General features: G+C 63.4%; 21 protein-coding genes. 14 read left to right on the forward strand and 7 right to left on the reverse strand.

Features of this window, described 5'->3' with window-relative positions:
* Positions 1-264: 264 nt before the first annotated feature.
* The 3 genes from Pan44_RS09655 to Pan44_RS09665 all read left to right on the forward strand — a co-directional run bounded on the left by Pan44_RS09655 (position 265) and on the right by Pan44_RS09665 (position 3,519).
* Complete coding sequence (locus Pan44_RS09655) at positions 265-1,722, forward strand: sulfatase (protein ID WP_145029581.1); 1,458 nt, start codon at positions 265-267, stop codon at positions 1,720-1,722.
* Positions 1,723-2,332: 610 nt separating this feature from the next.
* Positions 2,333-2,887, forward strand: a complete 555-nt coding sequence (locus tag Pan44_RS09660; RefSeq protein ID WP_145029583.1) for an NADH-quinone oxidoreductase subunit I — start codon at positions 2,333-2,335, stop codon at positions 2,885-2,887.
* Between the two features lie 92 nt (positions 2,888-2,979).
* A complete protein-coding gene (locus tag Pan44_RS09665) occupies positions 2,980-3,519 on the forward strand; it encodes an NADH-quinone oxidoreductase subunit A (RefSeq protein ID WP_145029585.1) in 540 nt (179 codons plus the stop codon).
* A 21-nt stretch (positions 3,520-3,540) separates the two neighbouring features.
* On the opposite strand, the gene Pan44_RS09670 is transcribed toward Pan44_RS09665, so the two are convergent.
* Complete coding sequence (locus Pan44_RS09670; protein ID WP_145029587.1) at positions 3,541-6,297, reverse strand: serine/threonine-protein kinase; 2,757 nt, start codon at positions 6,295-6,297, stop codon at positions 3,541-3,543.
* A gap of 70 nt (positions 6,298-6,367) precedes the next feature.
* Positions 6,368-6,661 (reverse strand): hypothetical protein, encoded by a 294-nt coding sequence (locus Pan44_RS09675; protein ID WP_145029589.1) that lies wholly within the window; start codon positions 6,659-6,661, stop codon positions 6,368-6,370.
* Positions 6,662-6,853: 192 nt separating this feature from the next.
* Here Pan44_RS09675 and Pan44_RS09680 point away from each other — a divergent pair, with 192 nt between their 5' ends.
* From Pan44_RS09680 to Pan44_RS09695, 4 genes are all read left to right on the forward strand, one after another.
* On the forward strand, positions 6,854-7,621 hold the full coding sequence (locus Pan44_RS09680; protein ID WP_145029591.1) for a metallophosphoesterase family protein: 768 nt from the start codon (positions 6,854-6,856) through the stop codon (positions 7,619-7,621).
* Between the two features lie 108 nt (positions 7,622-7,729).
* A complete protein-coding gene (xylB, locus tag Pan44_RS09685; protein WP_145029593.1) occupies positions 7,730-9,262 on the forward strand; it encodes a xylulokinase in 1,533 nt (510 codons plus the stop codon).
* A gap of 648 nt (positions 9,263-9,910) precedes the next feature.
* Positions 9,911-10,192 (forward strand): hypothetical protein, encoded by a 282-nt coding sequence (locus tag Pan44_RS09690; RefSeq protein ID WP_145029595.1) that lies wholly within the window; start codon positions 9,911-9,913, stop codon positions 10,190-10,192.
* Between the two features lie 82 nt (positions 10,193-10,274).
* On the forward strand, positions 10,275-10,496 hold the full coding sequence (locus tag Pan44_RS09695; protein ID WP_145029596.1) for a hypothetical protein: 222 nt from the start codon (positions 10,275-10,277) through the stop codon (positions 10,494-10,496).
* A 92-nt stretch (positions 10,497-10,588) separates the two neighbouring features.
* Here Pan44_RS09695 and Pan44_RS09700 read toward each other — a convergent pair whose 3' ends face one another.
* The gene (locus Pan44_RS09700) at positions 10,589-10,843 is read right to left on the reverse strand and encodes a hypothetical protein (RefSeq protein ID WP_145029598.1); all 255 of its coding nucleotides are present in this window, start codon (positions 10,841-10,843) and stop codon (positions 10,589-10,591) included.
* A gap of 607 nt (positions 10,844-11,450) precedes the next feature.
* Between Pan44_RS09700 and Pan44_RS09705 the strand changes: the two genes are divergently transcribed.
* Together Pan44_RS09705 and Pan44_RS09710 are read left to right on the forward strand one after the other, a co-directional pair.
* Positions 11,451-11,756, forward strand: a complete 306-nt coding sequence (locus Pan44_RS09705; protein WP_145029600.1) for an outer membrane protein assembly factor BamE — start codon at positions 11,451-11,453, stop codon at positions 11,754-11,756.
* A 134-nt stretch (positions 11,757-11,890) separates the two neighbouring features.
* On the forward strand, positions 11,891-12,100 hold the full coding sequence (locus Pan44_RS09710; RefSeq protein ID WP_145029602.1) for a hypothetical protein: 210 nt from the start codon (positions 11,891-11,893) through the stop codon (positions 12,098-12,100).
* A 2-nt stretch (positions 12,101-12,102) separates the two neighbouring features.
* Here the strand turns inward: Pan44_RS09710 and Pan44_RS09715 are convergent, their stop codons facing one another.
* Both Pan44_RS09715 and Pan44_RS09720 read right to left on the reverse strand, forming a co-directional pair.
* The gene (locus Pan44_RS09715; protein ID WP_145029604.1) at positions 12,103-13,068 is read right to left on the reverse strand and encodes a hypothetical protein; all 966 of its coding nucleotides are present in this window, start codon (positions 13,066-13,068) and stop codon (positions 12,103-12,105) included.
* 202 nt (positions 13,069-13,270) lie between these two features.
* Positions 13,271-13,534 carry a hypothetical protein gene (locus tag Pan44_RS09720; RefSeq protein WP_145029606.1) on the reverse strand — a complete coding sequence of 88 codons (264 nt, stop codon included), beginning with the start codon at positions 13,532-13,534 and terminating at the stop codon, positions 13,271-13,273.
* A gap of 134 nt (positions 13,535-13,668) precedes the next feature.
* Here Pan44_RS09720 and Pan44_RS09725 point away from each other — a divergent pair, with 134 nt between their 5' ends.
* Positions 13,669-14,514 carry a hypothetical protein gene (locus Pan44_RS09725; RefSeq protein ID WP_145029608.1) on the forward strand — a complete coding sequence of 282 codons (846 nt, stop codon included), beginning with the start codon at positions 13,669-13,671 and terminating at the stop codon, positions 14,512-14,514.
* A gap of 261 nt (positions 14,515-14,775) precedes the next feature.
* A complete protein-coding gene (locus tag Pan44_RS09730; protein ID WP_197453983.1) occupies positions 14,776-16,485 on the forward strand; it encodes a response regulator in 1,710 nt (569 codons plus the stop codon).
* Between the two features lie 237 nt (positions 16,486-16,722).
* Here Pan44_RS09730 and infC read toward each other — a convergent pair whose 3' ends face one another.
* Positions 16,723-17,247: a translation initiation factor IF-3 gene (gene infC / locus Pan44_RS09735; RefSeq protein WP_145029612.1), complete on the reverse strand. Its 525-nt coding sequence runs from the start codon at positions 17,245-17,247 to the stop codon at positions 16,723-16,725.
* A 220-nt stretch (positions 17,248-17,467) separates the two neighbouring features.
* On the opposite strand from infC, the gene Pan44_RS09740 reads away from it, so the two are divergent.
* The 3 genes from Pan44_RS09740 to Pan44_RS09750 all read left to right on the forward strand — a co-directional run bounded on the left by Pan44_RS09740 (position 17,468) and on the right by Pan44_RS09750 (position 20,980).
* Entirely contained in the window at positions 17,468-18,484 is a 1,017-nt protein-coding gene (locus Pan44_RS09740; RefSeq protein WP_197453984.1) for an HlyD family efflux transporter periplasmic adaptor subunit, read from the forward strand.
* A 4-nt stretch (positions 18,485-18,488) separates the two neighbouring features.
* Complete coding sequence (locus Pan44_RS09745; RefSeq protein ID WP_145029616.1) at positions 18,489-19,169, forward strand: NAD(P)H-hydrate epimerase; 681 nt, start codon at positions 18,489-18,491, stop codon at positions 19,167-19,169.
* Positions 19,170-19,471: 302 nt separating this feature from the next.
* Positions 19,472-20,980: a Do family serine endopeptidase gene (locus tag Pan44_RS09750; RefSeq protein ID WP_145029618.1), complete on the forward strand. Its 1,509-nt coding sequence runs from the start codon at positions 19,472-19,474 to the stop codon at positions 20,978-20,980.
* A gap of 107 nt (positions 20,981-21,087) precedes the next feature.
* Here Pan44_RS09750 and Pan44_RS09755 read toward each other — a convergent pair whose 3' ends face one another.
* Positions 21,088-22,809 (reverse strand): hypothetical protein, encoded by a 1,722-nt coding sequence (locus tag Pan44_RS09755; protein ID WP_145029620.1) that lies wholly within the window; start codon positions 22,807-22,809, stop codon positions 21,088-21,090.
* Positions 22,810-22,829: the final 20 nt, after the last annotated feature.

The following is a 22,829-nucleotide window of genomic DNA, read 5'->3' on the forward strand; positions in this document are numbered from 1 at the left end:
GTGGGTGCCAACCCCCCGGGCTTTTTTAGTGAGCGGCAAGGCGCTAGCCGCCGGTGTGCGCCCCCTCGCCCCCTCGTTCCCAGGCTCCAGCCTGGGAACGCCCCGCCAGAAGCTCCGCTTCGCCCCCGCGCAACCAGCCCTCCATTGGGAACAGCCGCGCCCGCCCTGCCAGCGATTGCCGACACCTGAGGGTTGCATCCCCTCGACGTTTTTGCGTTGATGCGAACGTTCGTTCGCAGTCATCCCGCGTGAGTGATGCCCTTCATGATCCGCCTGCTCGCGCTGGTCCTTGTCGCAACGCTGCTGGCCGCCGCACCGTCGGTCGCCGCCGACCGCCCGCCCAACATCGTCGTCTTCCTCGCCGATGACCTCGGCGCCCACGACCTCGGCTGCACCGGCAGCTCCTTCTACGAAACGCCCAACCTCGATCGTCTCGCGTCGCAGGGGGCCCGCTTCACACAGGCATACGCGGCCTGCCCGGTCTGCTCTCCTTCACGGGCCAGCCTCATGACGGGCAAGTGGCCCGTCCGAACCGGCGTCACCGACTACATCGGCGCCCCCCAGCCCGACAAATGGAAACGCAACACCCGACTCCTCCCCGCCCCGTACCAGACCTTCCTCGACCTCCGGGAAACGACCCTGGCCGAAGTCTGCAAATCTGCCGGCTATGCCACCATGCACGCCGGCAAGTGGCACCTCGGCCCGGAGGCGAACTGGCCCGAGCACCAGGGCTTCGATGTCAACAAGGGAGGCCATTCCGCCGGCGGCCCCTATGGCCCCGGCAAGTATTTCTCCCCCTACGGTAACCCGCGCCTCGAGGACGGGCCGGCCGGGGAGCATCTCCCCGATCGACTCGCCCGCGAGTGCTCCGCCTTCATCCGGGAGAACAAGGACAGGCCGTTCTACGTCAACTTCTGGACCTACGACGTCCACACGCCGCTGATGGCCCGCAAGGACCTCCTCGCGAAATACGAAGCCAAGCGCAGCCGGCTCGGACTTGAGCCGAAGTATGGCCGTGAGGGATCCCGCGACGTCCGCCTGGTGCAGGAGCACGCTGTCTACGCGGCGATGGTCGACGCCATGGACGACGCCGTCGGCCAGGTCCTCAGGACGCTCGATGAACTCAAGCTGGCGGACGACACCCTCGTCATCTTCACCAGCGACAACGGCGGCCTCTCGACCAGCGAAGGCTGGCCCACCTCCAATCTCCCGCTGCGTGGCGGCAAGGGGTGGCTCTACGAGGGTGGCATTCGCGTTCCGCTCCTCGTCCGCTGGCCCGGCAAGACCACGCCGGGATCGGTCATCGACACACCGGCCGTGACGCCCGACCTGTTCGCGACTGTCGCCGCCGCGGTCGGCAAACCGACGAAATCCGATGGCATCGACCTCGCCCCCGTCCTGCGGGGGGAGTTGTCTTCGCGCCCGCTCTACTGGCACTACCCGCATTACGGCAACCAGGGAGGCGCTCCCGGGTCGGCGATCCGCGTCGGCAACCTGAAGCTCATCGCCTGGGACGAGGGGGGCATCGAACTGTTCGATCTCGCGGCCGATCCCGGCGAGACATCGCCGCTCGACGACAGGACTCGGATGTCGGAGCTGATCGAAAAGCTCATTCTCTGGAAAGAGCAGGTCGGGGCCCGGTCGCCGACCCCCAATCCCGGCTTCGACCCGGCCAAACCGACAGGCCGCGGGACGAAGAACCCGACCGACCCCAGGGGCTGAAGGACCGGTCCGGCGCGCAACCTCACCCGTCAGGGTGAGAAGCCTTCGATCGAGACCGGGAGTCAGTCATGGACATTCAATGGGCCGGTTCGACCGACCGTCATCGCACCGCGCGCCACTCAGGCCTGCGCCAGCTCTCCACATTCCGCCCCGGACGGTCTCCGCGCGCAACCACCCCTGTGACCAGTCGCTGTTCCGGAAACCGCCGCTCCGCACGCCTGTTTGCATCCCTCACAGGGGGGGCCGCGCCCTGCATTTCACCGTGCGAACTCGGTTCAGAACCGCCGCTCGTCGGTTGCCGACCCGGGAAGAATCGCGGACTTCTCGGTCTCCTTGCTCTCCTTGCCCGTTTCCTCAATGAATCAGGCCGGTTTTCGAGAAGGACAGCCGCGCACTCCTTGCCCTTTCAGCGCCCTTCTCGCCCCGCCGCCGCGCAACCCTGCTCGAAGAATCGCCCCGGATTTCCAGACAGTCGCCCACTGCCGGCCGGCCATTCCCGGCGGGCCGGTTCCCGACTTTGCGAACGCCCGGGTCGTCCTTGCGGGCCGGTGACCGACGCTCAATAATCCTTCCACTCCAACCGGAATTCCGCACGCGCGAAAGGGTTTCGATGGTTGAGTGGTTCCGCAATGTGTGGGTCGCGGTCAGCACCGTCCTCGGTGGTTTGTGGATCACGTTGAAAACGTGGTTCCAGACATACAACCGCAGAACCATGGCCGAGGTCTACGAGTACCCGGAACGCCCGGTCCCCGTGAAGGCCCGCTATCGTGGCTTCCACCGCTTCGACCTCACCACCTGCATCGGCTGCGAGAAGTGCGCCGTCGCCTGCCCGGTCGACTGCATCTACATCGACAAGGTGAAGAGCCCCGTCGGGAAGGGCTTCCGCATCGACGGCTTCACCATCGACTACACCAAGTGCATGTTCTGCGCGCTGTGTGTCGACCCCTGTCCGGTCGACTGCATCTTCATGGGCTCCAACCACGACCTCAGCTGCTACAGCCGCGATGGCTGCATCGTCGACTACGCCAAGCTGCCGCTCCAGGTCGGCTGGGGTCAGTCAACGCTCAATCCCACGGCCGTCGCGGAATCGAAAGTCCTGCATCAGCCGGTGTGGGTCAAAGGCGAGCCCAGCCCGTTCCCGTTCGCGGCTGACGAGGCACACTGAAGACGCGTCAAAGCCCGCCGACGCAAACGGCGGAACCCGACTCTCGTAACGACTCGGGCTTTTGAGTGTGAATAACGGCGGCGGAAGCACAAATGATTGATCTGAATATCCATCTGTTGCTGTTCACCGCGGCCGGCATCACGCTCCTTCTGGCGCCGCTGGTCATCGGTCGATTCCTCCGGCCGACCCTGCCCACGCCCGAGAAGGACGCCGTCTACGAATGCGGCGAGCCGACGATCGGGTCGAGCTATATCCAGTTCGACCTGCGGTTCTACGTCGTGGCCCTGCTGTTCATCATCTTCGACGTGGAAGTCGCCTTCTTCTTCCCCTGGGCCGTCGTCTTCGGCGGTGCGCGTCAGCTCGCCGATCCCCGACTGACAACCTCCACGCGAGAAGCCCTCACCGACCGGCTGCTCGACCTGCCGGCCGGAACGACGACCGCCGACACCGCAATGTCGGCTCAGGACGCCCTGCGGATGTCGACGATCGGGATGTTCGACATCTTCGTCTTCTTCGGCGTGCTGCTCGTCGGCTTCGCCTATGTCTGGAAGCGCGGCGACCTCGACTGGGTCCGCTCGATGGTGAACCAGGCACGCACCGCGAAGGGGCTGCCCGAACGGAACGCGGCCTGAGAATCGACCCCGGCGCCCCGTTCAGCGACGCGATTCGTCCACCGCGGGGCGGACGGGAACGAGTTCCGCCGCAAACCGGCTGCGCGGAGTCGGTCGGGCTGCGGAATCGGACCGCGGCAATTCCGGGAGCGACTGCGGCAGCGTCCGCTGTTCCAGGTCGATCCCCGCGGCGCCGCCGTCTTCCGCACCCTTCAGCGCCGAGTTCTGGCCCGAGGGATCGAGCGTGAAGTCGGCCATTTCGGCTCGCGTGAACTCAGGCTGCTCCCAGGCCGCACCGTTCGCGAACAGTTCGCCGGTCGTCCGCTGCTCCACCTGGCTCGCTCCGCGAGCCATCCACCGGCTGAACCATTCGTCGAACTTCCACGTCGTCAGCGACGGTCCCGCCACACCCGGCGTAGCGATGTCGACAGCCGGCCCCGCCACGTCAAACCAGTTGTACCGGCCGTTCCAGCTCAACGAGTCAATGTAGTCGTTCACATCGCCCTGGCCGCTGATCGAGATGAGCGGCTGGCTGGCGTCAGTGATCTTCACGATCGAGCTGCGGCAGTCGATCTGCAGCGGCCGCGCCGTTTCACGGTCTCCCAGTTCAATCAGCGCCAGCGACCGTTCCAGCACCGCCGTCACATGCTCGAGGAGCAGTTCGTTCGGCCCGCGGCTGGTCGCCATCGCACTCGGGCTGCTTCCGGAGGACTGTCGGAACAACGCGCCATTGAGTGCAAGCGCCGATTGCGCGATCCGGACATCGACCACATCCGTCGAATCCTGCCAGATGAGGTCGGCTGCGCCCCGCACCACCGACGATTCCACTGTGATCTCCAGCGGCCGATCGGCCATCACATCGGTCATCGCCCGGCCGATCGCCGGAGCGGAACGGGTCACAGCGTCAAACACCGCGACAGGCTGCCGGTTCCCGTTCTGGATCGTCACGCTCACGCCGCGGAGTGAGACCCGCCCTCCGAGCGCCAGCGAAAACACCGACCACCGCGCCGGAGTTCTCCCCGGCACAGCCAGAACGAGATCCACGTCCGCCATGAACAGCGAACCGCCCGCCACGGTGAAGATCTTCGGCGCGGGAACCGAGCTCCAGAAGGCTTCGTCTTTCGTCAGCCCGATGTCGAGTTGCGGCCTGCGTCGGGGCGCGGCCCGAATCGTCAGCCTCCTTCCAATTCGAATGGGCCGCACGACTTCGCCGGACGGGCCGTCGAAATCGAGTTCGATCACGTCGTCATCGGCCGCCGCCAGGATGGCCGCCTCGAGCGATGAGAAACGCTGCGTAGAACGATCGTTGACCGACTGCAGCACGAAGTTCTGCGACGGAGCTTCGATGCGGCGCGGTTCGGTGTCCGTCGAAGGCTGACCCGGCTGCAGGAACGATTTCACAGAGTCGACGAGATCCGACGGGTTCAGTGTCGAAAAATCGATCCCTCCCGGCGCGGCGGAAATCGCGGGGGCGTTGCGCGGGATCGCGAACTCGCGGGGCGCTTCAGCGACTCCCCTGACGATGCCGCCTGAGGGCCGACGATTGGTCGTCGCCGGATCAGGCTCGGCAGGCGCCACCAGAGGCGTCTCTGAGGGGACACTGTCGACGATCGCGGGAGCAGGAGGATCGAGACGCTCGGGGGGAGTCGTGCGGCTCGAGCGATCGACCGACCACACCAGCACCATCAGCGCGACGAATGCGCCCATCCAGCCCCATCCCGCCCGGATTCGTTCTCGCGGCGGCGCGCCGTAAGAGGTCGACCACACTCCGGAGACCGGCGACGTCGGCCTCAGGCCGATTTCCGTCGTGACCGACAGCAGGTCGGCGACCAGTTCATCGGGTGTGGCGTATCGGGCTGCCGGATCGGCCGCCATCATCCGCCGCACCACGTCCGAAAGCTCCGGCGGCACCGCGGAATTGCGCGATGAGGCGTCCGGCGGCTCGGAGCGATGGTGATTCACCACCTTCTGAAACATCGACCCCCGCGGATAGGGAGGCTCGCCGGTCAGCATGTGGAACAGCGTGCAGCCGAGCGAATAGATGTCACTGCGAACGTCCACACTCCGCGGGTCGACCGCCTGCTCTGGCGAGATGTAGTCGAACGTCCCGAGCGTCGTGCCGGTCTGCGTCAAATCCTGAGAGACTTCAACGCTGTTCTGCCGCGCGAGTCCCCAGTCGACGAGCTTCGCCCGGCCCGTCGGAGAGAGAATGATGTTGGATGGCTTGATGTCGCGGTGGACGACGTCGACGGCCGCGGTGTGCCGAAGGGCATCCGCGATCTGCAGCGTGTAGCCGACCGCTTCATCCGGCGAGAGCGATCCGCCATGATCTGCGAGCGCTTCCCGAAGGTTTCGACCCGGGACGAATTCGAAGGCGATGTAATACAGGCCGTGGTCATGGCCCACATCGTGCACGCGGGCGATCGACTCGTGATCGAGCCGCGCCGCCGCGCGGGCTTCATTCTGAAATCGGGTGAATGACGATCGGTCGCGCGACAGGTCGGGCCCGAGCACCTTGAGGGCGACGATCCGGTCCAGCCGCGAGTCGAGCGCCCGAAAGACGGCCCCCATTCCGCCGCGGCCGATCTCCTCTTCGATCACATACGGCCCGAGCGCCACGCCCGCGACCGGCACGCGGACAGCATCACGCGCCGGGAACAGCATCGCCCCCACATCGGGGCGGTTTGTCGGCGGAGCAGCCGGTTCGGCCTGCGCCGGACGCAGCGACGGCATCGGCTTCAGGAACGTGTAGGCCGTTCCCGAGGTCTCGGATTCCGGTTTGTTGCGAAGGACACTCATGTCTGCGCGCGATCGGCGTGGGGCGCGGCGGGGCGGAGATCACGAATCAGAGGGAGCAAAGAATTCTCCCCTAGGCTCGATTCTGATTCACATCGGCGTCGATCGCCGTCAGGAAACCTTCGAGCCCGAGAGCGAGTTCCTGCGAGAACGCCGCACTGTCCAGAACCAGGTCGGCCGTGCTGCGAACGGTAAGGTCCGTGATCGACTCATTCTCCACCTCGCCTCCATGCCGGGTCACCCGTCGAAGGGTATGCGCCTTCGGGATGAACCCCCGCTCCAGATGATCCATCAGCTCCCGTGTGAGCTTGTCGGCTTCCATCAGCTTCTGCCTCAGCGTCATGCCGTTCGGAGAGGGGATCTTCATCACGAAGTCCTTTGACGGGCGACAGAAGTCGACACAAGATTAGACTCACCTGACACTTGCATGGTCAAGATGGGCGGGCCCGGATCCGCTCCTGTGCAGCCCGGGGAACCTGACGCCAAACGTCGACAGCCGATCGCAAACTGAAGCGCCGCCCGCGATTGAAGACATCCCGGCCACCGGCGGCCAATGGCAATGAGAATCCTGCTCCTCGCCGATATTCACTCCAACTGGGCCGCCCTTTCGGCGATTCGAGAAGAGTTCGACGCCTGCATGGTCCTGGGGGACATCGTCGACTACGGCTGCAATCCAGTCCCCTGTGTCGACTGGACCCACGCCCACGCGACCGCCGCGGTCCGCGGGAATCACGACCACGCCGTCGCCCAGCGCGTCACCCCCAGAGGAGGCCGCGGCTTCCGACGACTCGCCGCCGAGACCCGGCCACTGAACTGGGAACTGATCGACTCGTACCGGACCAAGTTCCTCGCCCGACTCCCCCTCACGCTTTCCCTCACGCTCGACGACAAGCGGTTTTTCCTCGTCCACGGCAGTCCTCGCGATCCGCTCGATGAGTATCTCCCCGTGGAAGCCGAGGCGTGGCGCGCCCGGCTCGAGGGAATCGAGGCCGACTTCATCTGCGTAGGACACACCCACGTCCCGATGGATCTCGAAGTCGACGGCAAACGCGTCATCAACCCCGGCAGCGTCGGCCAGCCGCGCGACGGCGACCCCCGGGCGTCGTACGCGATCATCGACAACGGCGAAGTCTCCTTTCACCGGGCCGAGTACGACATCAACGCGGCCGTCGAACAGATGCGAACGGTCGGCCTCGCCGAGTGGGCCGTCGAACTCAACGAAGCCGTGCTCAGAAGCGGCGGCCGACTCACGCGTGAAGACATGGACCGCGTCGGGATCGCCTGGGGCGAAACGGTCGGCGGACTCGACGAAGATTACTTCGACTGAGCCATCTCCCGGGCATTGCAGGCCCTTCAACTCCATCCATTCGCGCATCGCGAGTCGCTACACTTTCCCCGCTGTCACCCTCGCGCGCGCCCCCTTCGACTGGCCATCATGAGCGTCTACCTCGGGATCGATATCGGGACCAGCGGCACGAAAACGCTGGCCGTTCGTGAAGATGGAACCATTCTCGCCAGCGCCACGAGCGAGTATCCCCTCTCGACCCCGCAGCCCGGATGGTCGGAACAGGAACCACACCACTGGTGGGAAGCGACCGTCGCCACCGTTCGCGAGGTGCTCCGGGAAGGGAAGGTCAAACCGGCCGACGTCAAAGGGATCGGCCTGTCGGGCCAGATGCACGGCAGCGTCTTCCTCGACCAGGACCACCAGGTCATTCGCCCGGCTCTCCTCTGGAACGATCAGCGCACCGCCGCCGAATGCGCCGAGATCGAAGAACGCGCCGGCGGACGCAAGAAGCTGATCGGCATGGTGGCCAATCCGGCGCTCACCGGATTCACCGCCCCCAAGATCCTCTGGCTGCGCAATCATGAGCCGAAGAACTACGACCGGCTCGCACAGGTGCTCCTTCCGAAGGACTTCGTCCGCTTCCGGCTGACCGGCGAGTTCGCCACGGAAGTCAGCGACGCCTCCGGAACGCTCCTGCTTGATGTGAAGCGCCGCGCCTGGAGCGGCGCGCTGCTCGACAAGCTCGACATCTCGAAGTCGCTCCTTCCGAAGGTGTACGAGTCCGAAGAAGTGTCCGGGACGCTGTCCCCCGTGGCCGCCGAGGCGCTCGGCCTGCCGGTCGGCGTTCCAGTCGTCGGCGGCGGCGGAGACCAGGCGGCCGGAGCGATCGGCAACGGCATCGTCCGCAAAGGAGTCATCTCGGCCACCATGGGAACCAGCGGCGTCGTCTTCGCCCACAGCGATGAGGTGCAGATCGATCCCGAGGGCCGTGTCCACACCTTCTGCCATGCCGTCCGCGGAAAATGGCACGTGATGGGAGTCGTCCTGTCCGCCGGCGGCAGCCTGCAGTGGTATCGTAATCAGCTCGGCCACGCGGAGACGGCCGTTGCGCGCGGCATGCACGTCGATCCCTACGAACTCCTCAGCGCCGAGGCCGCGACCGCTCCCGCGGGATCGGAAGGCCTGTTCTTCCTTCCCTATCTCACCGGGGAGCGCACGCCGCACGCCGATCCCACGGCCCGCGGCGCCTGGATCGGAATGACGCTCCGGCATGGTCGTCCGCACCTGATCCGCTCGGTGATCGAAGGGGCGACGTTCGCCATGCGCGATTGCCTCGAAATCATCCAGGGAATGGGCGTCCCCGTGAAGGAGATCCGCCTCTCGGGCGGAGGAGCGAAAGGCCGCTTCTGGCGCCAGGTCCAGGCCGATGTCTACGGCCAGAAAGTCTCGACGATCAACGCGGCCGAAGGGCCCGCCTATGGCGTCGCCCTGCTCGCAGCCGCCGGAACCGGGGCCTACAAGAACGTCGTCGAAGCCTGCGAAGCGACGATCAAGGTCGTCGAAACCACGCCGACGGATGCGAAGGCCCGCAAGGTGTACGACGCGTCCCACAAGGTCTACCAGCAGCTCTACCGCTCGCTGAAAGCCGACTTCAAAACCATCGCCGGGCTGGTGCAGTAAGAAGGAGTCGCCGCAGGGCCGGCCTTGCCGGCCGGCTTCCTTCCGTTTGCGTGCATAGCCATCGGGAAGCGCCGGCGTTCTGAAGTTGCGGTCGAGGGGGCATGGACATTCGCTGTCGCGGAGGCCGGCCCCCCGGGGGGAGGAGACCTGTGACGACCTGTGACGACCTGTGACGACCTGTGACAGCGAAAACCGTCTGAAACATTGGAGTTCTGGACCTGTGACACGTGTGACGAGCTGTGGAGTCTTTTTTCACCCCCTCTCGCGGGGCTGGTCCCCCTCTGTTTGCGTTGCCAAAGAACGAACTCTCTACCCTGACGGGAGGGGTTGCGCATCAAGAAGAGACTTCGCCTGTCTGAAGTGGCTTTGAGCCGCAACCTTCGGCTGGGAAGTTGATTGCGTCGCATTACGCAGCGAAATCCTGACATCGCGCAGGGAAGTTTTCGCCCGCACGGAGGGCCGCTTGAATGTCGAGCGGCCTAGCGATGTTGCCGAAAGGTGCTACCGTGGAATTGTGGCTGGCCTTTGAAAGCGCCGCCAATGGCTAGTTTTCGCTGTGCCATCGATCGCCGCAGCGGCAAGGACCATTGACGTTCTCCTCGAGCTTCTGAGAACGGTTCTGTCCGCCGAATTCAGACAGGTGTCGCCATGCTGTTCGCAACCGTTGTTCGGATCGATGACTCGATCCTGATCGAAGATGTCGAGATTCAGGCGCAGGACGCCAGACGCGGGACCGGGGATGGTCATATCTGGCGGGGAGTGTTTGATTTACCTGGGGCGAGACCCGGGCTCACGATGGGGGAGACCATTCACCTGCGACTCGAGGACCGCAGCTTGATCGCGGCCGTGGTGACGGAAGTCGAAGGGAATCGCATTCACTTCCGTGCCCGAGGCAAAAAGCCGACTGAGTCCCCGCCCGTCCTGCAGTGAAGCGCCATCCGCTGTTGAGTCGCGACGCCCGCCGGGCGATGATGCCGGACGGGCTTTTTCGTTTGCTGTCCGGAACCGAAGAATGAACGGCAAGCAGCGACATCCTGACGGGTGGTGGAATTCGTCTCCGTGGGACTTCGCTGTCGTCGCGATCTGCCTCGCGTTCAACCTGGCCTCAGTGGACCTGAACGATCCGTTACGCCGCCTGGCGTTGATCGCCTTCACGATCTGGTGCTGCTTCCTGCTGGAAAAGGCCGTCAGGGTATGGCGGGCCTGCCGACGGCGTGAGCACGACTCGATCTAAATCGCCCTCCGAAACGATTCCGCGGCGAAAACCGTCAAACGGGACCACCGCTCGAGAGTCGTCAACCTGGTCGCGTGGCCCCTCCCGTCCGGCTAGTTCGATCCGGCCTTCGCCTTCAGCGCCTCCAGTTCCGTGCGGACCTCATCGAGTTCCATCGAGGTTCTCGACAATCCTGTCAGAGCAGCGTCGAGCTCTTCCCGGCATCTCCGACTGTCTGTTTGCAGAGCCTCGATTCGCGAACGGAAGCCGCCGAGGCGCACCATCTGGTAGAGACAGACAGCGGCGAGCACGCCAATCACGAGAAGCGGTGCCCGGTTCACACGGCGGCCTGGAGTGGATTCGCTCATGAGAGGTCACTGTAGAGGATCGAGAGTTCAGACGTGCCAATTTCGCGAGCGCAGCCATCCGGTCGGGCGGAGTAGGCCGCAGTTGAGTCGCGAGGCCCGCCGGGCGATGATACCGGGCGGGCTTTCTGTTGTGCGTTGGGGACGCAATCTTAAGGAGCATCGCTGTGAGCGTGGGCGACCTGAAATGCCACCGTTGCGGCTCGTCAATGACACCCGGACAAGTCGAGGCCCGTGTCGCACCAGCGCGGCGAGAACGTTTGACGTGGCGTGACGGGCGGGCCAAGGAGTCGGGCTGGGATACGCTTCTGGGCGCTTCCGATGTCATCGGCATTTCTGCCCGCCGATGCGAGGGCTGCGGCCTCATCGAACTGTACGCGGGCGGCGGCCGATAACCCGACAAGAACGATTTCGTGGCCCTGCACATCTTCCACGACAGCTTCTGCCGGATTCATTCGTCGATCCGCTGCACGCCGGCCATGCGGGCGAACCTGAGGGACCATCTCTGGAAACTGGACGATCTGTTTGCGTGAACCACTGTTGAGTCGCGAGGCCCGCCGGGCGATGATGCCGGGCGGGCTTTTTTCGTTTGCAGGGTACTGGGTGGGCTATGTCCATCCTGAAGCGACACATCGGGAAACTGATCGCTCTAGTCGCGATCAGCCCGCTGATTGCGTTGTACTACCGTGAAAGCTGCCGCCGCGTCTCATCGGATGCCGCGAGCCTCATCAACGATGGAATGAGCCAAGCAGAGGTGATCGCGGTTCTGGGGGAGCCTCATTGGAAGGATCGTGAGGGCGACTGGTACTACTCACGGTATGAGCCACTCTTCTTCCTTCGGGTCGGCTTTGGAAACGATCCGTTGCACGTCGGCTTCGACAACAATGGACGCGTGAACTGGATATCTCTCGGCTGAACTATTTTCGCCCAAGATTTTTCAAACGGTACCACTACCGGGCAGGGGGTAGTGGTGCATTTTGAATTTCGCTGCCCCTGACACTGGCACGGAATTTGGGTGTCTCACTACCTCACACAAAAGTGAGGTGTGAAGTGAAGAGTTCTGAAGCGATTGAAGATAACAAGACCTCAGCACTGCCGGTGCTTGAGGTGCTGTGCGAGCGATGTGGTGGGATCGGAGAAACCGATTACGGGCACTGCGGTGACTGTCGTGGGGCGGGACATGTCCTCACGGATGCCGGCGTGCAGATCGTCAACTTGATCGCCCATCAGTTTAAGTTGCGCCATGTCGGCGGCGATTGAGATCAGTTCGACACAAGCCAGTCATCAACTTGCCCGATGAGGCTAACTGCAAACTTGAACAAACCCCTGACAAGGTCAGTGGTCAACTTCCCATCCAAGACAAGTTGATCGCGTTCGGAATACTGACGGAACCTCGGGTCGGATTTCAGGGCAGTTACGAAGTCGTCATCAACCCTGCCGGCCTTGTGTGCGAATACGTTACGCACCTTGCACGCAGCGACTAAGTCGGCGTCCTGCCACATCGCACCCCGCGACAATGGTGACGGCTGCGGGAAGCTCCGAGAATAGGCGTCGACGATGTCATCCAGCCTTGTGAATGTGCACCTCTTAGAGTTGCGGAGTATCGTGCCCATTTTGTGTTGAATGTCGTAGTCGTGCTTGTCGAGCACGCTAAGAGGCAAAGCCTTGCCATCTCCCTGCGACGGACCGCCCTTCGGTTCAAGCTTTGCCAACGTCTTTGGGTGAGCGTTCACGGCGGCCTCCCACAAGTCTCCCGCTAAGGTTTCGAATGCAGTCCAGGCGAGGATTATCTGAGTAGACATCATCGTGACGTATGACTGCTGAATGCCTTCGTCGACAAAATCCGTAATCGGGGAGATGCGGTCATTGAGAGCCCGAAACGGCGACTTCACCCGTTGATGGAAAACGTCTTTCACGATGCTTTGGAAGTCAGCCACCTCCGCCGCCGCGTCCTCCGCACTTCGCCTCAATAACTGCGCCTCTGGTTCGCTGGTGTCAAGACAATGATCGCTGCCGTACTTAATGAAGTGTGCAGAAAGTCTGGACATCATGATACGCTGCCCAACATGGCACATCATGTTGGGCAGCGTGGCTAGATCGATGGCCCGCTTTGCATTTGAGGCAAATGCCTCTACCGCATCCCGTAGTTCTGGGGTCCTGAAGGCAGGCTTAACGGTGATGGGACATATCACCATGAGAAGCCAATGTTCTACTTTCAGATCATGCATCTGATGGCCCTGTTCCCGAACCTCGGGGCTTTGTGGAGAGTCCAAGTCGCCATGACTTTGCTGTTTGTCTACGCCTGTTGCCCATCTCCGCCTCCAGCCTAGCGCACGGAGGTCGGCCCGCGTCTTGGCGGCGCAGCAGCCTTATACCCTGCCGGAGGGGTCCGCGTTCGCGCGGTTGGGATCGTAACCCCCGGTCTCCGCTTCAGCGTGCCTTACGTTCTGCAGCACGCACCAGAACATCCCTAGCCCAGGTGCGGGCGTCGGTGTCGTCCAGCAGCCGCTTCTCGTCTGCGGTCAGCTTCAAGGAGAAGACCTGATCGCGGCGCTCTTCCGGTGGCTTTGGCTTACGACCTGCGCCCGGCCGCTTCCCGCCATGAGTGGTTTCTGTCATGGTCGGATTATTTGAAAGAAGTTTTCCAGTTTCAAGAGCAATGCCATTGCACTGCCTCTTGATTTTAGTAAACATGATTCAAGCGAGAAGAGAAAACCCGGTGGCTGCTGAAACAACCACCGGGCGAACCGTAACCAGACGTTTCCGTCCGACTACAGCCTGAGAAACTTCAGTCTGCCGGATTCGTCGCAGAAGTCAAAGCGAATCCGATGGCTAACCACCTGTCTGCTGAACGTCGCGTGAAGCTGCTGGAGCTGCTGTGCGAGGGCAATTCGATTCGGGGCACAGCCCGGATCATGGACATGGAGCACCGCACCGTCCTGCGGCATCTGGTGATTGCTGGCGAGAAGTGTCGCCAGTTCCTGCACAACCACCTGCAGGAGATCGCGGTTGACCATGTCGAGATCGACGAAATCTGGACGTTCGTTGCCTGCAAGCAGCGTCGGATTGCTCCGTCGGAACGGCTCAATAATCCCCACATCGGCGACCAGTACCTGTATCTGTCGCTCGACCAGCGTTCCAAACTGATCTGCAACTACGCAATCGGAAAAAGAGAGCAGTCGACGACCGACCGCTTCATCGAGGACCTCGCCCGCCGGATCGTCCTCCCGGAACATGGCGGCGACCGCCCCCAGGTTTCGACGGACGGTTTCAAGTGCTATCCAGACGCCATCGCCAACAGCTTCGGCCATCGCGTGGACTACGGCACCATCGTGAAGAAGTACGCGGACGGCTCGGAGCTGACCGGCCGCTACGCTCCCCCGGAAGTGGTCGACTCAGACAGGAAGTCGGCGTGGGGAGTCGAGAACCTGAAGACGATATGCACCAGCCACATTGAACGGTTCAACCTGTCGCTCCGGACGTTCATGAAGCGTTTCACCCGCCTGTCGCTCGGCTTCTCGAAGAAGCTGACGAACCTCAAGGCGGCGGTTGCTCTCCATGTCTTTCACTACAACTTCTGCCGGATTCATTCGTCGATCCGCTGCACGCCAGCCATGCGGGCGCAGCTGACGGACCACATCTGGAAGCTGGACGACTTGTTCGGCGAAGCCTGAGTCAGCCCCCGACGCCACGAGCCCCGCCGATGACGCGGGGCTTTTTCATTGACCGGCAACTATTTCCCGCGAAGATTTTTCAAAATGCACCACTACCGGGCAGGGGTAGTCAGCACTCGGGGAACCGCTTACTATTCCCGTGGAGTAATCGTCCCTTCGAGCGAGGCAGGTGCGGCTGTCTTGTGGTTCGGAGTGCTTCGACGAAGTTCGCAGCGGGGACGGTGACGTGGGTCCTGACTTGCGATGATGTCGCAAACCACTATGTCTCAGGCGGTGAAGGCGCGACCGAGAGTGTTGATCCTCGGCGCTGTCGAAGATTCGCTCGAACCGGTCATTGAAGAGCTTCAGCCGCATTGCGAGCTTGTTGTCGCGGAAGATGTTCCAGACGCCCTCCGGCGCCTGCGCGATGAAACCTTCCGCGGCGTCTGCGTCCTCTCCCGCGATATGGCCCCCGCGGGGTTCCTCCTCGAAGTGGGTGGCGTCCTCGCCAAACTGCCCGACGGCGTCGCCCTCCTCGATGTCGACGGCCGCATCGTCTGGAGCAATGCCCGCCTGGCCGAACTGGCTGGCACGAACCGGTCCCTCGCCGGCGTCGAGTTCTTCGAGGCCTTCCAGAACCCCGAGATCATCGGGCCCGATTTCGCCCCGCTGCACACCGCACTCGCCCTCGGAACCCCGGCCGTCACCACGTTCAAACGGGGCGACAAGGTGTTCCTCGAACTGGATGCCAGCCCGATCGATCAAGCCGAGGATGGGCTGCCCGAGTACCTGCTGATCGTCGTCCGCGACCGCTCCAAGGAAGTGCTGCAGCGGCACAAGCTGAACGCCATCTATCAGGCCGGCCTCGAACTGGGCGACCTGCAGCCCCAGGAAATCAGCGACCTCTCCGAAGAAGACCGCGTCGAACTGCTGAAGCACAAGATCCTGCAGTTCACGAAAGACCTGCTCGAGTTCGAGACGGTCGAGATCCGGCTCCTGAACCGCGACACCGGGGAACTGAAGCCGCTCCTGTCGGTCGGCATGCAGCCCGAAGCGTCGCACCGGGTGCTGTTCGCCAGCTCGGAGAAGAACGGCGTCACCGGGTTCGTCGCCGCCACTGGTCGCAGCTATCTCTGCGAAGACACGTCGCGGGACTCCCTGTTTCTCCCCGGGGCCTTCGACACCAAGAGTTCGCTCACCGTTCCGCTGATCCTGCACGACGAAACGCTCGGAACGTTCAACGTCGAGAGCCCCCGCACCGGCGCGTTCTCGCAGGACGACCTGCAGTTCCTCGAACTCTTCTGCCGAGAAGTCGCGATCGCCCTCAATACGCTCGATCTGCTGGCGGCCGAGAAGGCCTCCACGGCCGCCGAGAGTGCCCAGCAGCTGGCAGCCGACACCGCCTGCCCGACCGACGAAGTGCTGAACGACGCCGCCTGGCTCCTCGCTCAACCCTCGACGAGTCCGGAAGCGGCTGAGCGTCTCCTCCGGATCGTGAACCAGGTCCGCGGCGTCTGCCGCTCGATTCATGGAACCGGCGAGCAGCTGGTCGATGGGCCGAAACCGGCCGACGGCGATCGGGCCGCCCTGATCGGAAAACGCGTCCTGATCGTCGACGCCGAAGCGGACAACCGGAAAGCAGGGCACCAGCTCCTTGGCCCGCACGGCTCGATCGTCGAGACCGCCCGTTCGGCCGAAGAAGCGCTGCTGATGCTGAAAGCCTTCACCTACGACGTCATCATCGCCGACATCCGCCTCCCCGACATGAGCGGCTCGCAGATGTTTGCGAAGATCCGCGACCGGGGCGACCTCACCCCGATCATCCTGATGGCAGGCTTCGGCTACGACGCCTCCCATTCGCTGGTCCGCGGCCGGCAGATGGGGATGAAGTTCGCCATCTTCAAACCGTTCCGGCGCGAGCAGCTCGTCAACGCCGTCGAGCAGTCGGTGAACCCCAAGGCCGAACCGGCCGCCGCCACCATGCCGGCCTGAATCGATCGCGGTAACGCTCGCGCACTCGTGCCATGGCTCTGTGAGCCGTGCAGACGTCGAAAACCTCGGCAATGCGAGAACTCAGGGTTCGCGCTGCCACGCAGCCGGGGATCGATCAGCAGCCCCGAAACGATCACTGCTGGACCCGGCGACAATTGTCGACCGGACCCAGCAGGTTTTCTCAAAGCCCTCGTCGTCGAAGACATGACGACGGAAATCAGAACGACGGCTCGACCGTTACGCCTTGGGCGTCAGGATCGCCATCATGCTGCGGCCGCCTTCCATCTGCGGCGCCTTCTCGATCTTCGCGATATCTTCGAGGGACGTGATAATGCCGTTGAGGATCTCGCGGCCGCGGTCGTGGTGCGCGTTTTCGCGGCCACGGAACACGACGCTGATCTTCACCTTGTCCTTCTCTTCGAGGAAGCCGCGTGCCTGCTTCATCTTGAACTGAATGTCGTGCTCGCCGGTCTTCGGGCGGACACGAATCTCCTTCAGCTGCACCTGATGGCTCTTGGCGCTCTTGGCCGACTTCCGCTTCTGTTCGTACTTGAACTTTCCATAGTCAAGGATTCGGCAGACCGGCGGACGTTCCGTCGGCGCCACTTCGACCAGGTCCAGCCCCGCGTCGACAGCAACTTTGAGAGCGTCGGGAGTCGCGAGAACCCCGAGCATTTGGCCGTTCTGATCAACGACCCGCACCTGTGAAATACGGATCTGTTCGTTGACGCGATGCAAATCGCTGGGTGGACTTCCCTTCATTCTTTCCTTCTGTGCGGAGAAAGCGGATACGCCTCATTGATCGTAAGAATATAGTACGACAGGCGATAAGCCCTTATGATGATGCCGGTCGTCGATCCCGTCAAGAAGCGGTTTCCTCAGAATCCGGACCGACGGCCAGCAGAAATCGGCCAAAATCCTCTTCCGCATGGCGCCAACAGGCCGCCGGGCAGCTCGAGTTCTCGAATCTGGAGTCCCAGGAATGGGCACGTTACTGATGGAGATCCTGCGAAGTTCCGGCCCGCGGAGCGGGCTCGCTCTCGCTGCGCTATTGGGCTCGTTCACCGCCGCCGCTTCGTTCGGCGTCGATGCGGGGGAAAAGGAATCTCCCTCCCCGGGGAGCTCCACCTTCTTTGTTCCGCAGGCCAGAACGACTTTCGTTCTCCGGCGAAATCTCTCCGCCGATCGCGTCGGAGTACTCGGGATGACGCCCGAAGAAGGGGAGTACGTCACCGCCAACAGCATTGTCGCCAAGCTCAAGGATGAAGTCCCCCAGGCGGCCGTCGCCGCCTCGGCCGCCAAGGCCGAGAGCGATGCGGAAATCACCGCCGCCGACAAGCTGGCAGAATCGGAACGTCTCGAAGCCACGCTGATGGATGAAGCGAACCGCAACGCCGGCGTCTCCCGTCCCCCGTACCCGAAGTCCGATGTCGATCGTGCCCGCCTCCGCGCAGAAGCCGCTGACCTCCAGACAGGCGTCAAGCGCCATGAAAAGCGTCTCGCCGGCTTCGAACTGGCCCAGGCCCAGGCGGAACTGAAAACGTTTCACATCATCACGCCGATCGACGGCATCGTCACCCGCGTGTTCAAGCGGGCCGGTGAAGGCGTCCAGCAGGCGGAAAGCATTCTGGAAGTCGTCAACACCACCATCATCCGAGTGGAAGGCCGGATCCCGGCCGCCGTCGCGTCCCGCGTGAAGGTCGGCTCGCCAGTCCGAGTCCGGTTCAAACTCGGCCCCGTGCCCCAAAGCGGCCCGCCCGGGCCGGCCATCGAACTGGAAGCCAAGCTCGGATTTGTCGACGTCTCGGCCGAGGGGGTGGGCGAAGAACGCTACGTCCGCGTGTGGACCGAACTGGTGAACCCCCGCCAGATGCTCCGCGACGGCACACCCGCGGAGATGACCATTGTTCTCGACACGGCTCCGGGCGAGGTCGCCGACGCCAGTGTCGAGGCCGTTCCCGAAGCCTCCAGCCGCGCCGGTTCCAAGCCATCGAATTGATCGCGTGAAGAAATCGTTTCTGACCCGTGACGAGGTGCGCGACGTCGATCGCCGGGCCATCGAGGAGTATGGCCTGCCGGGCGTCGTCCTCATGGAAAACGCCGGCCGGCGCTGCTCGGAACTGATCGACGCGGGCCCCGTCGTGATCTGCTGCGGACGGGGCAATAACGGCGGTGACGGCTTCGTTATCGCCCGGCACCTGGAGAACCGCGGATTCGCCGTCGAGATCGTGGCCGTTGCATCCGTCGAGCAACTTCGAGGCGATGCGCGGATCAATGCGGATGTCGCCTCGAAGGCCGGCATCCCCATCACCGTTGCCAGTCAACCGGCCGAGTGGGCCGCACTGGCGCCGCGCCTGGATCGCGCACGCTGGATCGTCGACGCGCTTCTCGGAACCGGATTCTCCGGCGAACTGCGCGAACCTTACATCGCAGCGATTCAGACGATTAATAATTCGTCAGGTGCGATGACGAAGGTGCTGGCTGTGGATGTTCCCTCCGGGCTCGATGTCGAGACAGGAACCGCGGCCGCCCACTGCATCAAAGCCGATGTCACAGCCACGTTTGTGGCGATGAAGCGGGGCTTCTTTGAGGGAAGCGCCAAGCCCTTTCTGGGCCGTGTGGAAGTGGTCGACATCGGTGTCCCGCGGAACCTCTTGACATCATTGGGGCTCGGCAAAGAATGACCCTGAGGCAGGCACGCAGATTGCGACTGCCAGATTGGTGAGTGCCCACGACTGTCGAATTGACAGTCTGCGAAGCACCCTCAGGAGTGATGGAGTTTTTCGGGTCCGTCTCTGAAGGCGGGCATGCGGGTTCGCTCGCGACCGCATGAACCTGTTCCCCGCCTTCTCGACTGGCCCGCTTTGTTGGCTGCGGTCGCAGCCGTCTTTCAATTTCGGCCGATCCGGTGGTCGCCTGTCTCCAGTCGTTCGTCGCGAACACGCGTCGTTCGAGGAGCGCCGGCCAACTTTCCAGGAGTGAAACTATGAACTCAGTAAGACGCGGAACGACGTGGATTCTTGCCATGGTCGCCAGCATGTCGCTCGGCGCCGGCGCGATGGTCTGGTCGCAACCGAAGCCGACTCTCAAGGCCCCGCTCAAGACGCCGACAGACCTCTCGCTGTCGTTCCGCGAAGCCGCCAAGCATGTCCTCCCCTCCGTCGTCTCGATTCAGGCCGTCACCAAAGGCACGACGCGGACGGTTCGCGGCAACGACGAAATGCTGGATGATCTGAACCAGGAAGAGATCCTCCGCCGGTTCCTCGGCGAAGGACTGCCGCGCGGATTCGGCCGCGGCGGTCGCGGCGGCTATGTGCCCCAGCAGATCGGCACCGGCTCGGGCGTCATCATCGACAGCTCGGGCGTGATCCTGACGAACTCGCACGTCGTCGCTCAGGCCGACGAAGTCACCGTCGAACTTCAATCGGGCCACCGCCTGAAGGCCAAGTCGTGGGCCACCGATCCGCGGCGTGACGTCGCGATCGTGAAGGTCGAGTCGAGCGATCTCCTGCCGGCCGCCGAAATCGGCGACAGCGATGAGATGCAGATCGGCGACTGGGTCCTCGCGCTCGGCAACCCGTTCAACGTCGGCACCTCCGTGACGCAGGGAATCATCTCCGCCACCGGACGGACCACGAACATCAACGAGCTGGAGAGTTACATCCAGACCGATGCGGCCGTGAACCCCGGCAACAGCGGCGGCCCGCTGATCAACCTCAACGGGCAGGTCATCGGCATCAACACGGCCATTTCCTCGAACAGCGGCGGGTATGACGGCGTGAGCTTCGCCATCCCGATCAACATGGTCCGCGGAATCGCCGACCAGCTGATCAGCACCGGCACCGTCAAGCGGTCATACCTCGGAATCGGCCTGCAGCCGCTCGATGAAAAACTGCAGAGCTACTTCAACGTCGAATCGGGCGTCCTGGTCACTCTCGTGAATCCGGACACTCCGGCCTCCAAGGCCGGTGTTGAGCCGCGCGACATCATCGTGGAAATCGCCGGCAAGAAGATCACCAACCGCTCGATGCTGATGAACCTGGTCGACGGCCTGCCCGCCGGCAAAGCCCAGTCGCTCGTCGTCCTGCGTGACGGCAAGCGCGTGGAACTCTCCGTGACGCCGGAGGAAATGCCCGAAGGCTACACCTCGGCCCTCAAGCGGACGATGAAGTCGGCCGAACCCGAAAAGGTCGATGAAAAGACGGAAGCCAAGCTCGGCATCAGCGTCATGAGCATCTCCCCGGAGGTGGCCCAGCAGCTCGGTCTCAAGGACAGCGTGAAAGGCGTCGTGGTCCGGAAGGTCGAACTGGGCGGAGCCGCCCAGGAAGCGGGAATTGGCGGCGGCGACGTCATCGTCAGCGTCAACCAGCAGCCGGTGACCACGCCCGAGGAGTTCGGCGAAGCCCTGAAGAAGGGTGACGCGAAGAAGGGACACCTGCTGGAAGTCAGCCGCGACGGCGCCAGCCTGCTCGTGGTGGTCCACCCGACCGAGTAATCGGCCGGTCAGTCACGGAATCCGAAAGCCCTGGGACAACAGTCCCAGGGCTTTTTTGTCACTCATCGATGACCAATTGCGGAATGGAAACACCGCATCGTCGCGGCTCACGCGGCGACCGATTCTCCAAGCAGCCACTTCCGGACCGGCGTTGCCGCCCCTCCTTTCCAGGCACTCAGGTGCAGGCCGCCCAGCAACAAGAACCACGCCGACAGCAACAGCGGAGCCCCCTGCCACGCAAAACGGGACTGCAGCACGGTCATTCCGAGCCACGCCGCATTGGCCTCGATCAGTAAAACGCTCCCCGCTGCCAGAAGCGCGAACACGAAATCCCGGCGGGCCCGCGCGATCGCCACGCCCATGGCCCCGATGATCGCCACATAAAGGAGCGAAACATCCGGCGCGGAATGATGGATGACCGAGATCGCCATCTCGGCCGTCGCCAGAAGCCCCGCCGCTCCCCACCTCCAGGCCGCTGCGAGCCGGTCGTCAAAGGCCAGCCCTGCCAGCAGAAGCACCGCGATCAGCGCGTGCACCGTCACCACGCTTTCCGACGTCAGCGGGTTACTGAGGAATCCGCCAAACCGACTCGCGGCAATGACCCCGACGCCGCCCGCCACGAACGCGACGCTCCGTCGTGCTGCCAGGCCATGAATGACCAGTCCCAGGCCGATGATGCCTAGGATCTCCGGTCTCGGACGACAGAAGCTGCCCCAGTCCACAGTCCCTCGATCCACGCACGACTGAATCACCGCCGCGACCAGCAAACCTGATCGCGCCGTTCGGTCGCCTCGCAGGGCCGCGATCGCAAACAGGGTCATCAGCACGATCAACATCATCTGAGGAGGTGCAACGAACAGGCTCGACAGCGAGGCGAGGAGATCGCGTGTCATGGGATTCACGATCCTGGGATTGAACGACAGCAGGAGCGCCGCCGCTGCAAACAGGACAAGCACCCGGCTTCGCCAGAACAGATCCCCACACCGGTCTGCCGCGATGTACAGAAGAATCCCGACAGCCAGCACGAACGGCGCGAGGAAATGAGGACCGAACACGCTCGGCAGGCTCTCGATCGCCACTCGGGTACTGACGGAGGAAGCGCTGTCGAACGACAGGCACTGGGCAAATGTTCGCGCGAGAAGGCACAGGCCCAGAAACACGAACGCGGGCCACGGATACATGGGCCACTTCCAGGGCGTTCCCGTGTCCTCAATACCGCGTGCTCCCTGGCCCACCGCCGGGATGAGCAGGAGCAGCGATCCCGCCGCGAGCCATGAGAACCCGTAGAGCTCCAGACGCAGCAGGTTCCAGTCGCTGGCCCCGGCAGGGCCCGCGAGAACGAGCGGAAACAGGAACAGCAGTCCCATCTGCGCGTAATACGGAAGCCGATACCTCGCCGGGAAATTCAGGCGCAGCCCACGGATCAGGAGTTCTGAAACGACAACCGCGACGCCCAGCGCGGCACACAACAGCCTGGCCCCGTGCGCCCGATCCCTGAGAACGGCATCATCGAACGAAAGCGCCAACTCGGCGAACAGCAGCAGCACGATCAGGACGACGGACCGCGCATCCGCCCACTGCTTCCACGCCCGCACGATCAGCAGGGCCGTGAGCGCCATGGCCACAAGATACGACCCGATCAGGATCAGTCGGACCTGGTCGGGCAGGCTCCGTCCCTGCTGGCCGGCCCAGATGCCCGTCGCATGGAGGAACGCCGCGGCGCTCAACAGGTAAAACGGGTTGGGAGGCGAAAACTTCAGCCCCGGAAAGGACCACCCCGACTCCGGCCGAATGGCCGCATCACACTCCGCAGGTCGAGACTCAGACATGTTGGTGGCTCACACAAGGC

The organism is Caulifigura coniformis, assembly GCF_007745175.1.
Lineage (GTDB): Bacteria > Planctomycetota > Planctomycetia > Planctomycetales > Planctomycetaceae > Caulifigura > Caulifigura coniformis.